This window comes from Streptomyces sp. SLBN-118 (assembly GCF_006715635.1).
Taxonomy (GTDB): domain Bacteria; phylum Actinomycetota; class Actinomycetes; order Streptomycetales; family Streptomycetaceae; genus Streptomyces.
In genome coordinates, this window is sequence record NZ_VFNP01000002.1 from 2,726,791 (window position 1) to 2,740,548 (window position 13,758).

General features: G+C 69.0%; 10 protein-coding genes and 1 tRNA gene. 6 read left to right on the top strand and 5 right to left on the bottom strand.

Annotated features, from left to right (window positions below; translation table 11 throughout):
• Positions 1-25 precede the first annotated feature (25 nt).
• Together FBY35_RS30810 and FBY35_RS30815 are read right to left on the bottom strand one after the other, a co-directional pair.
• Positions 26-1,828, bottom strand: a complete 1,803-nt coding sequence (locus tag FBY35_RS30810) for a YfjP family GTPase (RefSeq protein ID WP_142217218.1) — start codon at positions 1,826-1,828, stop codon at positions 26-28.
• A 4-nt stretch (positions 1,829-1,832) separates the two neighbouring features.
• Positions 1,833-3,440 carry a dynamin family protein gene (locus tag FBY35_RS30815; RefSeq protein WP_142218257.1) on the bottom strand — a complete coding sequence of 536 codons (1,608 nt, stop codon included), beginning with the start codon at positions 3,438-3,440 and terminating at the stop codon, positions 1,833-1,835.
• A 316-nt stretch (positions 3,441-3,756) separates the two neighbouring features.
• On the opposite strand from FBY35_RS30815, the gene FBY35_RS30820 reads away from it, so the two are divergent.
• The 5 genes from FBY35_RS30820 (at position 3,757) to FBY35_RS30840 (ending at position 9,283) form a co-directional block, all read left to right on the top strand.
• Positions 3,757-3,829, top strand: a tRNA-Arg gene (locus FBY35_RS30820).
• Between the two features lie 387 nt (positions 3,830-4,216).
• Complete coding sequence (locus tag FBY35_RS30825; protein WP_142217219.1) at positions 4,217-4,543, top strand: GYD domain-containing protein; 327 nt, start codon at positions 4,217-4,219, stop codon at positions 4,541-4,543.
• 1,898 nt (positions 4,544-6,441) lie between these two features.
• A complete protein-coding gene (locus tag FBY35_RS30830; protein ID WP_142217220.1) occupies positions 6,442-8,475 on the top strand; it encodes an APC family permease in 2,034 nt (677 codons plus the stop codon).
• A gap of 95 nt (positions 8,476-8,570) precedes the next feature.
• The gene (locus FBY35_RS30835; protein ID WP_142217221.1) at positions 8,571-8,867 is read left to right on the top strand and encodes a hypothetical protein; all 297 of its coding nucleotides are present in this window, start codon (positions 8,571-8,573) and stop codon (positions 8,865-8,867) included.
• Between the two features lie 95 nt (positions 8,868-8,962).
• A complete protein-coding gene (locus FBY35_RS30840) occupies positions 8,963-9,283 on the top strand; it encodes a GYD domain-containing protein (RefSeq protein WP_142217222.1) in 321 nt (106 codons plus the stop codon).
• 63 nt (positions 9,284-9,346) lie between these two features.
• On the opposite strand, the gene FBY35_RS30845 is transcribed toward FBY35_RS30840, so the two are convergent.
• The 3 genes from FBY35_RS30845 to FBY35_RS30855 form a co-directional block, all read right to left on the bottom strand.
• The gene (locus tag FBY35_RS30845; protein WP_142217223.1) at positions 9,347-10,321 is read right to left on the bottom strand and encodes a lysylphosphatidylglycerol synthase transmembrane domain-containing protein; all 975 of its coding nucleotides are present in this window, start codon (positions 10,319-10,321) and stop codon (positions 9,347-9,349) included.
• Between the two features lie 173 nt (positions 10,322-10,494).
• On the bottom strand, positions 10,495-10,965 hold the full coding sequence (locus FBY35_RS30850) for a DUF1772 domain-containing protein (protein WP_142217224.1): 471 nt from the start codon (positions 10,963-10,965) through the stop codon (positions 10,495-10,497).
• A gap of 247 nt (positions 10,966-11,212) precedes the next feature.
• A complete protein-coding gene (locus FBY35_RS30855; protein WP_142217225.1) occupies positions 11,213-12,793 on the bottom strand; it encodes a VWA domain-containing protein in 1,581 nt (526 codons plus the stop codon).
• Positions 12,794-13,153: 360 nt separating this feature from the next.
• Between FBY35_RS30855 and FBY35_RS30860 the strand changes: the two genes are divergently transcribed.
• Positions 13,154-13,756 carry a DNA-binding response regulator gene (locus tag FBY35_RS30860; protein ID WP_260848867.1) on the top strand — a complete coding sequence of 201 codons (603 nt, stop codon included), beginning with the start codon at positions 13,154-13,156 and terminating at the stop codon, positions 13,754-13,756.
• Positions 13,757-13,758 lie beyond the last annotated feature (2 nt).

Below are 13,758 nucleotides of genomic sequence, written 5' to 3' on the forward strand. Positions count from 1 at the left end.
ACCCCGCTCACCCCGCTCACCCCGGTCATCGCTGAGGCCATACCGACCCGCTCCCAAGTCCGCCCCCGTGCCCGCCCCCCGGACCGGCCACGGCAGCCGCCGCCTTTCCCGACGACACCGTCGCGAACTGCTCCCGCACCTCCCGGTAGCGCATGAGCTCCCCCGCGATCGGGTCCAGCACCCTCGCCCGCCCGCACCCGGCCGCCGCCTCCTGCAGCCGTCGCTGCGCGTCCTGTCCGTATCTCCGCGCCGGCCCCCGTACGGCCGCCCCGCACGCCCACTCCACGAGCGGCCCGCCCACGATCCCGGCGGCCATCAGCATCGCCGGTGTCAGCAGCCCAGGCTCCAGGACGCCGATGATCTGGGCCACCAGCCAGAGCCCGCCATAGATCTGAAGCAGCGTCATCGAAGCCTGTGCCAGGACCGCGGCCGGCCACCACGCCGGCCGCAGGGGCCGTTCGCTGGTCGCCGCGGCCTCACGCGCCGCCAGCCCGTCCAGCGCCTCGGGCAGCCCCTCGGCCCCACGCACCGCCGCCTCGCGCACTGCCTGCGCCCAGGGCGCTGGCAACCCCGCGGCCGCCTCGTCCGCGACCGTACGCACTGCCTGTTCGACCCGTTGGCGCGCCGTGAGTTCCTCCTCCAGCGGCGCCGCGGCCTCCGGAGCCCCGCTGCCGGGCGTGCGCTTGCCCTCGTACCAGCGCCACAGCCGCAGCCAGGGCGTCCCGCACGCCCGCCCGGCGTTTCTGCGCCACTCGCGCTCCGCCGTCTCACCGGCCGCCTTGGCACCGATCGCCTCGGCGAGCCGGGCCGCGAAGTCCTCGCGCGAGCGCTCGCTCAGTCCGGTCCTGCCGTCGGCCACGTACACCGCCCGCAGCTTGGCCGCGGCGGCTTCCACATCGGCGGACAGGCGTCGCGCCGCGGCAGAGCGCTCCTGCACGACCGTCCCTACCATCTCCCTCAGTTCATCGACGCCTTCCCCGGTCAGAGCGGAGAGGGCGAGCACGGTCGCGCCCGGTTCGCCGTGTTCGCCGAGCGCCATGCCGTCCTCGTCCAAGAGGCGGCGGAGATCGTCGAGCACCTGGTCGGCAGCCTCGCCGGGCAGCCGGTCCACCTGGTTGAGCACCACGAAGGTGATCTCCGCATGCCCGGCGAGCGGCCGCAGATACCGCTCGTGCAGTGCGGCGTCCGCGTACTTCTCCGGGTCGACGACCCAGATCACCGCGTCCACCAGTGCCAGCACCCGGTCCACCTGCTCCCGGTGCCGCACCAGTGCCGAGTCGTGGTCGGGCAGATCGACGAGCACGAGCCCGGACAGTTCCTCGGAGCCGCCCGCCAGGGGTCTGCGCCGCAGCCGCGGCGGGATGGCGAGCCGGTCGAGCAGCCCTGCGGCACCTTCCGACCAGGTGCAGGCGATCGGTCCTGTGGTGGTGGGCCTGCGCAGTCCGGTCTCCGAGATCGGCACCTGGGCCAGGGCGTTGAAGAGCGTCGACTTGCCACTGCCGGTGGCGCCCGCGATGGCGACGACGGTGTGCCTCGAGGAGAGCCGCTGGCGAGCGGCCGCCTCGTCGAGGACACGTCCTGCCTCGGCGAGCGTCTGCCCGTCCAGCCGGGTCCGTGACAGGCCGATGAGTTCGCGCAGGGCGTCGAGGCGTACGCGAAGCGGCCCGACGTACGCCCCGCCGATCGGAACGTGCTCCTCGCCCACCTCCTCCTCTACGCCCTCCCCGGTCTCCTCCCCGCCGTCGTCGCGGCCGCCTGCGCGCCGGGCGATCAGCCCGTCGTCCCAACGGTCCGGGGCCTCGTTCTCGTCGTCAGTGATGGCGGTCAAGCCGTCACCTCTCCTTCTGCAGTACGGACAGCGCGGCGATCAGTTCGGCCTGCGGCTCGGGAGCCACTTCGAGTGCGTCCAGGGGTGCCAGCCGTCGGTCGCGTTCGCCGTGGAGTACGCCGTCGATGTACGTCGCCATCAGCTCGCCACCCTTGTCGCGCAGACGCACCGCGCCCTTGGCGCCCATCCGTTCGGCGAGCCGCTCCCCCGCGCCGCGGGCCCGCCGGCCGCCGAGCAGCGCTGCCGCGACCAGTGCCGCAACCGTCTCGGCATCGGGCGCGAGGTTCAGCTCCAGCCCGCGCACCTCTGCGTCGCCGAGTTCCTCCAGCTCCCGTCGCCAGCGGCGCACGGCGATCCCGATCCGTTCCGCCGACTCCAGATCCGGCCGCCCTCCCCGCCCGACGACGGCCGCCGAGGCGGGCTCGCGCCGCCAAGCGTCCAGGACGCGTTCGTCGGCTGCGGCGACGGCACACTGCAGGAGTGCGGACAGGCCGCCCACGAGGGCGTCCAGCAGCTCGCCCGCGGAGCTGTCGCGCGGAAAGCCCCGCCAGCGCGTCCGCGCGTCGCCCGCGAGCACCGCGCCGCTCCGGAGCTGGGCACGTACCCGCTCGCGCTCCTTGTCGTACGCGTCCTCGACCGCGCTCGTGAGCCGTACGGCCGCGGCGTACTGTGCCGCCACCGCGGCTGCGAGCTCCGGCATCCGGGCGTTGAGCGAATCGATCACGCCCGACGCGGTGCGTGCGAGGGCCTGCTGCCGGGCCGCCGGATCCTGCGCACGGTGGGCCAGCCAGGCGAAGAGGGGGGCGACGGCGGTGGTGGGCAGCAGCCCGTTGCCTCCGCCCGCGGACTCGGGCAGCTCCGGGATCGTGAACCGCGGCACTTCCCCGAGTCCGGCCTTGGTCAGCAGCGCGGCGTACTGGCGCGAGACCTCCGCGACGACCTGGTGGGGCACCCGGTCGAGCACGGTGACCAGCGTGGCGTCGTACTCCTTGGCGGTACGCAGCAGATGCCAGGGGACCGCGTCCGCGTACCGCGAGGCCGTCGTCACCATCACCCACACATCGGCGGCGCAGATCAACTCGGCGGCCAGCAACCGGTTCTCGACGACGAGCGAGTCGATGTCGGGCGCGTCGAGCAGCGCAAGCCCGCGGGGCAGCCCGGCGGCGGTCTCGATCCGCAGGCAGTTCTTCCCGTCGGCCGCCTCGCGTGCGCCGTCCTGTTCCGCTTCGGTCTCCTCCTGTTGGGGCAGCCATACGCGGGTGAGGTGCGGCAGGACCCGCATCCCCGCGAACCAGTGGCGGTCGTCGGGATGGCATACGAGGACCGGCGTACGAGTGGTGGGCCGCAGCACCCCGGCCTCGCTGACCCGTCGCCCCACAAGGGAGTTGACGAGGGTCGACTTCCCGGCTCCGGTGGATCCGCCGACGACGGCGAGAAGCGGCGCTTCGGGTTCCTTGAGCCGGGGCACGAGATAGTCGTCGAGCTGTGCGAGCAGCTCGGCACGCGTCTGCCGCGCGCGCGGGGCGCCCGGGAGGGGAAGGGGGAGACGCACGGCGGCGACACGGTCGCGGAGGGCGGAGAGTGCGTCGATCAGCTGAGGCCGTGCATCCAAGGTCACCACATGCGAAGAATGCCCAATTTTAGTGACTTTTTGAAGCGTATAGCCCTCCCTGCGCGCCGGTCGGGGCGACGGGACACTTGGGGCGAGTGGGACGCAGGCATAACGAGTGCACAACACCCGAGACGCGGGGCGCTAAAAGCGGTGCGTGAATCGTGCCTGCCTGCAATTATCGGTTCGCTTCACCGAACCTCCACATCGTGCCACGCAGGTGAAGCAACGGGGTCAAGGCGATCGGAGCCCTATCCTTGTCCCCGGCAAGGTCAAGGACCACCCGACGTGGGCTCCAGGCCACCGAGGCCACCATTCGGCCCCCGTAGCTCAGTGGATAGAGCAGGCGCCTTCTAAGCGCTTGGCCGCAGGTTCGAGTCCTGCCGGGGGCGCTCTTCCCGATCGATGCACGGCCCTCCCCCGAGGAGGGCCTTCTTGCTGGTCAGGGGAGCGTAGCGGTGGCGGGTAGCAGAGGCGTAAGCGCCGGACCGCCCCCGGGTGGTCATGGGAGGGTCCGGCCCTGTCCGGCTGTCACCGTGTTTCTGCGGGTGGCTGCGGTGGATACATGGTGGGGTTCTCACTTTCGGAGTCAGCCATCGGCAGACGGCACGGCACGGCACGGCCACGGGGGACCGCGGATGCCCAGGCGTCGGCATCGTGCCTTCCTTGACTGTGGGCCGTGCCGGTCATCGTCTCCGACCGTTCAGGGGATACGCGGGCCCTCCAGTGCCTCTCCCGCCCAGCGGGGGCATCCCTTGATGAAACGAAACGGAGGCACGATGCCGCTCTACCTATCGAAGTTCAGCTACACGCCGGAGACGTGGGCGAGGCTGATCGGCCACCCCGAGGACCGCGCAAAGGCCGCTCAGTCGTACATCGAGTCCGTCGGCGGGAAGCTCCATGGCTTCTGGTATGCATTCGGCTCGCACGACGGCTATAACCTGTGGGAGGCTCCCGACGACGTGTCCATGGCCGCGGTTGCGCTGGCGATTAGTGGAGGCGGCGCACTTCGCTCGTTCGAGACGACCGTTCTCCTGACCATCGATGAAACGATGGATGCCCTGCGCAAAGCCGAGCGAGTCCAGTACCGGGCTCCTGGCGCGTAGCAGTCAGCTTTGGACCATCCGTGGACAGCTGGTCGCTCATAGAACCTTGGCGGGCGCTTGGCCTGTGAGAATGCCGGACAGTGAAGGGGCCGCCGGAGTCGTTCACTCGTCTGTCGGGGTCTTCACGGACAACGTAGAGGATGTGGCGGCGTGCTCGGCGCAGACAGCCCACCAGCTCTCGCCCCCGGAGTCTGTGACCCTCACACTCCACAGGGCAGGGTTCGGGCATGGCGCGCCCCAAGCACACTCACCGCGCCCAGAGGCTGTGCCGGCACGATGATGGCTTGCCGCCCACGGGGTCTTCTCTTCAATCTTCATGGCTGACAGTCAAGCTGAACCCGGCATCTCCGTGTGTCGAATGCGCGTCGAAGTTCCACAGCCCCCCATGGGCAGGGCGAGTTGCAGCAGGTCCGACTGTCACCCGTTTCCCCCTCGCTCGCGTCGCAACATGGATGTGCGGTGTCACGCGGGGCGGCGAATGCGCGATCGAGCGGGGTTCGGCAGACAGCCAGAGCGTGATCGCCCAGGGGACCTGAGCAGAGAGAGGCCGCATCCCAGCACGCACGATCGCTCGTAGGGCGGGGCAAGGCGCTTGAGCTGATCGCCGGCACCATGACTTCGAGTCGCCCCGCAGCAATCGCATAGGTTTTCGATTAAGATCGAGGCTTAAATATCTTCAGAAGCGATCATGCTTGCACGAAATAGGATGGAGCTGCTTAGGAGCGGGATGCAGGACCCCCCCCTCAAATACCACGAGACCGCTGGGCTATTCCACGGAAATTCGGCTACGTGTCGGCCGCACAGTATGCCCACTTCGTGGCAGCACCACTCCTGGCGGCTGCCGCCATATCGACTTAAGGAATAATGGCAGCCGATGCAGAAAAATTTCGTTGGCCCGGTCCCGCCATTCTAGTGATGACACTCTGTGTCGTATTGCTTGTTCCTGCATCCAGTGCAGCTTCAATGCCGTATCCCACCTAATGAGCCCAGCCGATCTGGATACTTGGTACGGAAACATGCCACGGCCCCCAGAGACCGTCTTGATGCAGATTCAGCAGCAGAGTCTCCGTGGGAACGGGGATCCGTCAAAGCAGACCTCTACAACTTAGGGGTGACCACCCTCGGATTGGGTGCAGCAATCGCGCTCGCGCCCCCGGAGGGTGCCTCCATCAAGCACGCGGCATTCCGCTGGAGTGCGTGCATCATCGTCGGCTTTGCCACAATTAACGTCTCGCTCACGACGGCGAGTGTTTGGCGAAAGAATCGAGCAAACCAGTGAGGTCATTTTGAGCGGATGGGAACCCGATCTAGACCTTTACCTTAGGGCGCGTAAATGCTGACCACTGTGTGCCGGAGTTTATGTGGAGGTAGAAAAACGAGGCGGCTTCATTAAATTCAGGAACCGTCAACCGCATTTCTTCAATCACTCAGACGCCTGTGAGGCGCAGGTCATCCCTACGATGCTTCGGCTGTACCAAAACGAGGCGAGCGTGCGAGCTGAAGTGGCTCGGATAAACTCCGGAGGCTCGGCGTGAGCGGTGGTTCATGACCGCTCGGACGGGACCCGAGCCCGGCTCGACGGGGAGTCGAGCCCTCCATGAAACGCAGGTGACCGTCCCCGTGCGAGCTCCAGCAGCACCGCTCTCTTCTGGGCGCGTGGCCGCAGGTTCGAGTCCTGACGGGCCGCTCTTCCCGACAGATGCACGGCTCTCCACTACAGAGGGCACTTTGGGCCGGTCAGGTACCTCTGGCGAGGGCGGCGCGGCAGCGACGCAAAGGCCCCATCGACGGAATTGCGCCATTTGTACGAAACTCCGGGGAATCCTAACGAGTTCTTGATACCCCACGGGTCCCTGTTTGGGTGCTTTCGTACCGGTGACCCGGCTTACGCTCGCGCCGTGCTGAACGTGACCGGGATACTCAAGCGGCTGGTGATCGGACCGGCCAGGCGGAGCGAGGAGCTGGGCGAGACCCTGCTGCCCAAGCGGCTCGCGCTGCCGATCTTCGCCTCCGACCCGCTGTCCTCGGTGGCGTATGCCACGCAGGAGATCCTGCTGGTCCTCACCCTTGGCGGCCTTGCCTACCTGCATTTCACGCCCTGGATCGCAGCCGCGGTCGTGACGCTGATGACCGTGGTGGTGCTGTCCTACCGCCAAGTCGTGCACGCCTATCCGAGCGGCGGCGGCTCGTACGAGGTGGCCTCGACAAACCTCGGCCCGTCGCCCGGTCTGGTGGTGGCCGCCTCGCTGCTGGTCGACTACGTGATGACGGTGGCCGTCTCGGTCGCCTCCGGCGTCGACAACATCATCTCGGCCGTGCCCGAACTGGCCGACCAGCGCGTCCTCATGGCACTCGTCTTCGTGGGCCTGCTGACCGCGATGAACCTGCGCGGTGTACGCGAGTCCGGGCGTCTGTTCGCCGCGCCGACCTACCTGTTCATCGGCGGCGTGCTCATCATGGTCGGCACCGGCCTGTTCCGCTATCTGATCGGTGACGCACCGGTGGCCGAGAGCGCCAAGTACGGCATCGAGCCGGTGCCAGGGGACGCGAACCTGGCGGGCCTGGCGCTGGTGATGCTGGTCCTTCGTGCGTTTTCCAGCGGCTGTACGGCACTGACCGGCGTGGAGGCGATCTCGAACGGCGTGCCCGCCTTCCGCAAGCCCAAGTCCCAGAACGCCGCGACCACCATGGCCGCGATGGGCATCATCGCCATCACCATGTTCGTCGGCGTCACCACGCTCGCCATCGTGGCGAAGGTGCACATCACCGACGACGCCTGCCGGCTGACCGGGCTGACCGACTGCGGCTCGTACACTCAGCGCACGGTGATCGCGCAGCTGGCCGCGTCCGTCTTCGGTGGCGAGAACAGCGTCGGCTTCTACTTCATCCAGGCCGCCACCGCCCTGGTCCTGATCCTCGCCGCGAACACCGCCTTCAACGGCTTCCCGCTGCTCGCGTCGATCCTCGCCCAGCACCGCTATCTGCCACGCCAGTTGCACAACCGCGGCGACCGGCTCGCATTCTCCAACGGCATTCTGGCCCTGGCGATCGTCGCCGGACTTCTGCTGTGGGGCTACAAGGCGAACGTCACCAGCCTCATCCACCTCTACATCCTGGGCGTGTTCACCTCGTTCACACTCTCCCAGACGGGCATGGTCCGGCACTGGAACCGCGAACTGCGCACCGAGCGCGATCGCGAGATCCGCCGCCGTCATCATGTCGCGAGGGTCGTCAACGCCACCGGCGCGGTCATCACCTTTCTGGTCCTGGTCGTCGTGCTGGCCACCAAGTTCACCCAGGGCGCGTGGCTGGCGGTGCTCGCGGCGACCTTGCTGTTCGTGATGATGCGCGGTATCCGCCGCCACTACGACAGCGTCGCGGCCGAGCTCACGGTCACCGACCTGCGCAGCGAGATGGTCCGGCCGTCCCGGGTGCTGGCCGTCGTGCTCGTGTCCACCATCCACAAACCGACCCTGCGGGCGCTGGCCTACGCACGCGCCTTCAGGCCCGACCGGCTGGAGGCCCTCACCGTCGCGGTCGACCGCGACGCCTCGACAGCACTCGAACGGCAGTGGGAGGACTACGGCATCGAGGTCCCGCTCAAGGTCCTCGACTCGCCCTACCGCGAGATCACCAAGTCGGTCGTGGAATACGTGCGCTCGATACGGCGCGACAGCCCGCGCGATGTGGTCGCCGTCTTCATCCCCGAGTACGTGGTGGGCCACTGGTGGGAGAACCTGCTGCACAACCAGTCGGCGCTGTGGCTCAAGAGCCGCCTGCTGTTCACCCCCGGCGTGATGGTGACCAGCGTCCCCTGGCAGCTGTCGTCCTCCGCCCGCGCCGACCACCCGGCCGCCCGCGCCCCCGGTTCCGTACGCCGTGGAGAACCCACGACGGCACCCGAGACCGACGACGTCGGCACGCACCACTAGCCGCCCGCGGACAGGAGGCGGAAGCGGCAGCGCCGACCTACGGTGGTTCGTGGGAACGCCGTCAGGCCGAACCGGGCGTTCCAAAGGAGGCTGCGATGAAGGAGCTATTCGTCTGGGTGACGACGCGCCGCATCAAGCCCGGCACGTTGGAGGAGTTCGAGAGGGCCTGGCGCCCGGACCCTTATCCGCAGGCCCTGCGCTACGCCTACGCGTACTGGACCGAGGACGGCCAGGAGATCACCGGGGTTTCGTTCTGGGACAACCAGGAGGCGTGCGACTCCTGGCGGACCTCCGAAGCGGAGACGCGACGGCACGAGGCCATGGCCCCGTACGTCGTCGAAGAGCGGGAAGGCTTCTACCGCGGCCGTGAACTCGCCGCGCCCGCGCCGTAGCGGGGCGGGGGCGGCCTTCGCCGCGACGGAGGGCGTGAAGCGGGGGAGAATTCAGGCAAAGGCAACAATCGGGACGATGCCAAAGGCGGAGACCGATGTCGAAATACCTCTTCAAAGTCACGCTGACCATGGACGGCCTGAATGGCCTGATCAAGGAAGGCGCCGCGTCGCGTCGCGAGGTCGTCGAACGCATGGTTCAGGGCCTGGGGGGCGGGATCGAATCCATGTACTGGGCGTTCGGCGAGGATGACGTGTACGTCATCGCGGACCTGCCGAGCAACGCCTCAGCCGCGACCATGGGCCTGGTCACCTCGGCGGCCGGTGGTGTTCGCACGAACACGGTCGTGCTGCTGACGGCCGACGAGATCGACGAAGCGGCCCGCCAGAAGGTGGAGTATCGCGCACCCGGCGCCTGACGCGCACGCTTCACCCATGCGTCCGTCCCGCCTCACCCGCATCGGCTCCCTGAGTCCTGCGGCTCAGAGCACCCGCCACCGCACCAGCGCGGCCAGCACCGCCACCCCCGGCAACAGCGGCATCCATACGGTGAGGAAGCGGAACCCGAGAACCGTCGCGGTGGCGACCACGAGCGGCGCGCCCACCGTGACGAGGGCGACGGCCAGGGCGGGTTCGACCGAGCCGATGCCACCCGGGGCCGGGATGAAACCGGCCGCGATGCTCGCCGCCAGATAGGCGATCACGATGTACGGCCACGAGACCGGCAGTTCGAGGGCGAGCGCGACACAGACCAGCACGCCGGCCAGCAGCGGGAAGGCGAGCGCCCCGCCCCACAGGGCAAGTGACCGGGCGGGCCGCTTGTGCAGTGCGCGTGCGTCGGTCAGCGCGGTACTCAGGAATCCGGTGACGAAGCGGCGTAGCCGCGGTATCGAGAGCAGCACGATCACTGCCATTCCGATCACGGCAACCGCGACGAGGAGCGCCGTCGGGACCGTACTCCCCGGCGGTAGGAGTTCGTCGAGCCGCAGCGCGTCGGGGAAAGCCAGCACGAGCCCGAGGAGCAGTCCGCTCCTGGCGACCGCCTCGACCAGACTGTAGAGCGCGAGCGCGGCCGTCGACCGGTCCAGCGGAATGCCGCAGCCGCGCAGGAAGCGCAGGGTGACCATATGCGCCCCGAGCCCGGCCGGGAGCAGGTGGTTGGCGGCTCCGGCGGCGAACTGCGAGGCGAGCAGGCGCCCGGTGGGGAGCCGTTCGACGACGGTTCCCTGGCGTACACAGGACGCGGCCACCCAGCACAGTCCGGTGACGACGGCGCCCATGAGCAGCCAACTGATGTCGGCGCCGCCGAGGCGGCCGACGCCGGAGGCCACGAGGGGCCAGTTCCCGACCGCCCAGACTGCGACCAGGACGAACGGGGTGAAGCAGACGATCCGGCGTACGGGCAACTGCCGCAGACGGTTCACCGGGTGCCGTTGCAGGGGGAGGGTCTCGGGCATGGCCACGTTCTCGGCCGTCCTTCTTTCATGGGGCCCGTCTCGCAGCGCGATCGCGTTACGAGACAGGAGGGCTGCCCGGGAACCTGCCCCTCTCCGTCTGCATCCCGGTGTCGCGAACCCGACATCCAGCGGATACGTCGGTGGCCTCTGGGGGCACCGGTGCTGTCACGTCGCTACAGCGCGGCACAGACCAGCAGGGCGAATGACGCGATCGTGAACAGCGTGCGGATCAGGTGGAGGACGTTCCAGCGGGGCTCGAGGGCCGCGCGGACCTCGCTGTCGGGCCCGGCCGAGGGATCGTTCTCCGACGTGGCGAGGGCGTTGTTCAGAGGGATGTTGCCGGCGACGGTGACGAGGTGATTGAGGACCGCGCACACCAGACCCGCGATGATCAGCCAACGCTGGGTGTCCGTACGCCCGTCGACGGGGACGGCGAGGGCCGCGACCGGGAAGGCGATGATCCCGAAGAAGATGAGCAGGAAGAGCGGGCGCGGTACGACCTCGTTGATACGGCGCATGGCGGTGAGGAACTGGTCGTCGGACAGCCGGGCGAGAGCGGGCATGACCCCGGTCCGGAAAGTCAGCATGAACCCCGCGTACAGACCGGTGGAGATGATGGCGAGGGCGAGCAGAAGGGTGGCCATGGTCCACATCATGTCCCGCCGCGCCTGGCCGACGCGACAGCCGTAGCGGCCGAGCTGCGCGCCGGGTCGCGAGGACGGGAGGAGCGGGGCGGGAGGAGCGCGGCGCGCATCGGGGCAGGACCCCAGTGCCGTGCAGCGCGCCCAGCCCGTCCGCCTCCGGCTCCCAGACACGCGGCCCCGCGGACGGGCCGCCGGTCGGATCAGGCCGCCGGCGCCGCCGCGCAGCCCGGCCGCGCCGAGCCCCGTTTCAGTCCCGCAGCCTCTGCGCCTGCCTGATCGCCACCGCCAGCTGTCGCACGGCGCCGTCCTCGGTCGACTTCGCCAGCGTCCCCGCACGCCCGGCCAGTTCGCCCAGACCCGGCGCGCCCGGCATCGAGCCGCCCCTCAGCGATTCGGCGAAATATGCCGCGATCGCCGTGACCTGGAGCCTCTTGGAGGCTCCGTCCCACAGCGCGCCGTCGATCGCATCCGTCTCGACCGAGCCCGTCTGCTCGTGCGGGGCACGCGTGCGTGGATCGAGCCAGCGGACGGTCGCCGTCGCGACATGGCCGACGGCGCCGTCCCGCAGCCGTACGGCATAAAGCGCCGTCGCCGTGTGGCCCGGGCCGACCTCACCGCCGTCCACACGGTCGTTGCGGAAGTCCTCGTCGGCGACCGCTCGGTTCTCGTAGCCGATGAGCCGGAACTGCTTGACGGTCTCAGGGTCGAAGGCCACCTGCGCCTTGGCGTCCCGGGCGCGCAGCTGGACATGGGTGGGCAGTTGGTCGACGAAGACCTTCCTGGCCTGCTCGCTGGTTGAGACGTACGTGGTGTGGCCGTCGCCCTTGTCGGCGAGCCGCTCCATCAGCTCGTCACCGTAATCACTGCCGACGCCCACGCCGAAGAGCGTGATGCCGTACTCCCGGCGCGCGTCGTCGATGCGGTCGAGGATCGCGTCGGCGTCTGTCTCGCCGGTGTTGGCGAGGGCGTCGGAGAGGAGCACGACGCGATTGGTCGCTCCGCGGCGACGGCCCTCGACCGCCTCGTCGTATCCGGTCCGCACTCCCGCCTCGACATTGGTGGAGTCTGTCGGTTCCAGGCTGTCGATCACGGAGTGGATCCGGTCGCGGCTGCCCTTGAGCGTGGTCATCGGCAGCCGGGTCTCAGCCTCGTCGCTGAAGGTGACGACGGCGATTGAGTCGTCGTCGCGCAGCTCGTCGGTGAGGATCCCCAGCGATTTCTGGACGAGGTCGAGGCGGCCCGGCTCTGCCATGGAACCGGAGATGTCTATGACGAACGTGAGGGCGGCGGGCGGCCGTTCGCCCGTACGGTCGGAGGGGCGGGTCGAGAGCCCCACGCGCACCAGCGACCAGTTCTCCCCGTCCGCTTCGCCCTCGGCGGCCCGGGGCCGGGCGCCGTCGACCGTCACCGAGAAGCCGTCGCCCTTCGGCCGCGGATAGTCCTGCCGGAAGCTGTTGACGAACTCCTCTGGCCTGATGTCACCGGGCTGCGGCCGATGTCCGTCGGCGAGTGTGCGGCGGGCATAGCCGTACGAGGCGGTGTCGACGTCGAGCGCGAAGGTCGACAGGTAGTCGGCCGCCGGCCTGGAATCCTGGAGCGCGTCCTTCCGCTGTCCTTCCGGCCCGCCGTCAACACCTGCCGCGGCGCCCCCTCCACCGTCCGGCACGATCGGCGCGGGTGCGGGTTTCTCGCCGTCGTTCGCCCGCCGCTCGCCGCTGTGAGAGGTCCGGTCGGCCTGGCCGCCCCCACTGCAGCCCGCGGCCAGCAGCATGCCGCCGACCAGTATCGCGGCTGCCGCTCCCCTGTACGTCCGTGTGCTGAGCTTCATTTGGGCTCCTCTGGATCGTCACTTGTGAATGTGACGTCCCAGACGGCTCCAGGGAGCAGTCGAACGAGTTGCGGATGAATCTCGATGCGGCAACGGCGGGCGGGAGTTGCCCTGGCCCCCGAATTCCAGCGAACTGGCAAGGACTCGCCACTCCCCGAACAGGCCTTGTCACCATGAGCATTCGTGTGGGTACATGGAGTGGCGTACGAATCCGAAGGGGACGGACCGTATGTCTGTGTGGATGACGGGGGATGATCTGCGATGGCAGTGGGGGTGGTTCCGGGCTCCGTGCTCGGTCAAGACGTTTCACGGTCTGTTCTGCGCGACGCGCCTGGGCAGCCTGTTCATGGAGTGGCGCACGTGAGAGCGGCCCTGACCAGGCTGGTCCGCTCCGCACGCCGTGAGCTCCTCAGCTTCGACGACCCGGCAGGTGCGCTGGGCCACGGCATTCCGGAGCCGTTCCTCGAATTCGCCGGTGCCTGCGTGCGTTCGGCCACGGGGCAGAGTGCGGCGGTCCGGCGTATCGCGCCACGGCAGGGACTCACTCATGTGCGGGAGCCGTGGCACTGCCCCGGCTCGGTCAGGGTGACGGACTCCATTCCGTTCAAGATGGTCGTCGCGGACCGCACGGTCGCCGCCGTGCCGCTGGATCTGGAGCTGCACTACAACGGCGTGCTGCTGATCCGCGATCCGGTTGTCGTCCAGACCCTGGTCCGCACACACCGCACCTGGTGGGACACGGGTGATGATCCGACCCGACATAGGGTGGCCGGCACCGCGCCGGCCCATCTGCGGCCCGTGCTCCACGCCCTGCTGGCCGGGCTCACGGACGAGGCGGCCGCAACCCGGCTCGGCATGTCGGGGCGTACGTACAGCCGCCGCGTCGGTGAACTGCTCACCGCTCTTGGCACGACGAGCCGCTTCCGGGCGGGAGCGGAAGCGGCTCGTCGGGGCTGGCTGTAGCG

Excerpts from the sequence above, each read along its gene's own strand:
- FBY35_RS30825 (WP_142217219.1), top strand. The coding sequence starts at position 4,217 with ATGCCGCTCTACCTATCGAAGTTCAGCTACACGCCGGAGACGTGGGCG.
- FBY35_RS30835 (WP_142217221.1), top strand. The coding sequence starts at position 8,571 with ATGAAGGAGCTATTCGTCTGGGTGACGACGCGCCGCATCAAGCCCGGC.
- FBY35_RS30840 (WP_142217222.1), top strand. The coding sequence starts at position 8,963 with ATGTCGAAATACCTCTTCAAAGTCACGCTGACCATGGACGGCCTGAAT.
- FBY35_RS30845 (WP_142217223.1), bottom strand. The coding sequence starts at position 10,321 with ATGCCCGAGACCCTCCCCCTGCAACGGCACCCGGTGAACCGTCTGCGG.
- FBY35_RS30850 (WP_142217224.1), bottom strand. The coding sequence starts at position 10,965 with ATGGCCACCCTTCTGCTCGCCCTCGCCATCATCTCCACCGGTCTGTAC.
- FBY35_RS30855 (WP_142217225.1), bottom strand. The coding sequence starts at position 12,793 with ATGAAGCTCAGCACACGGACGTACAGGGGAGCGGCAGCCGCGATACTG.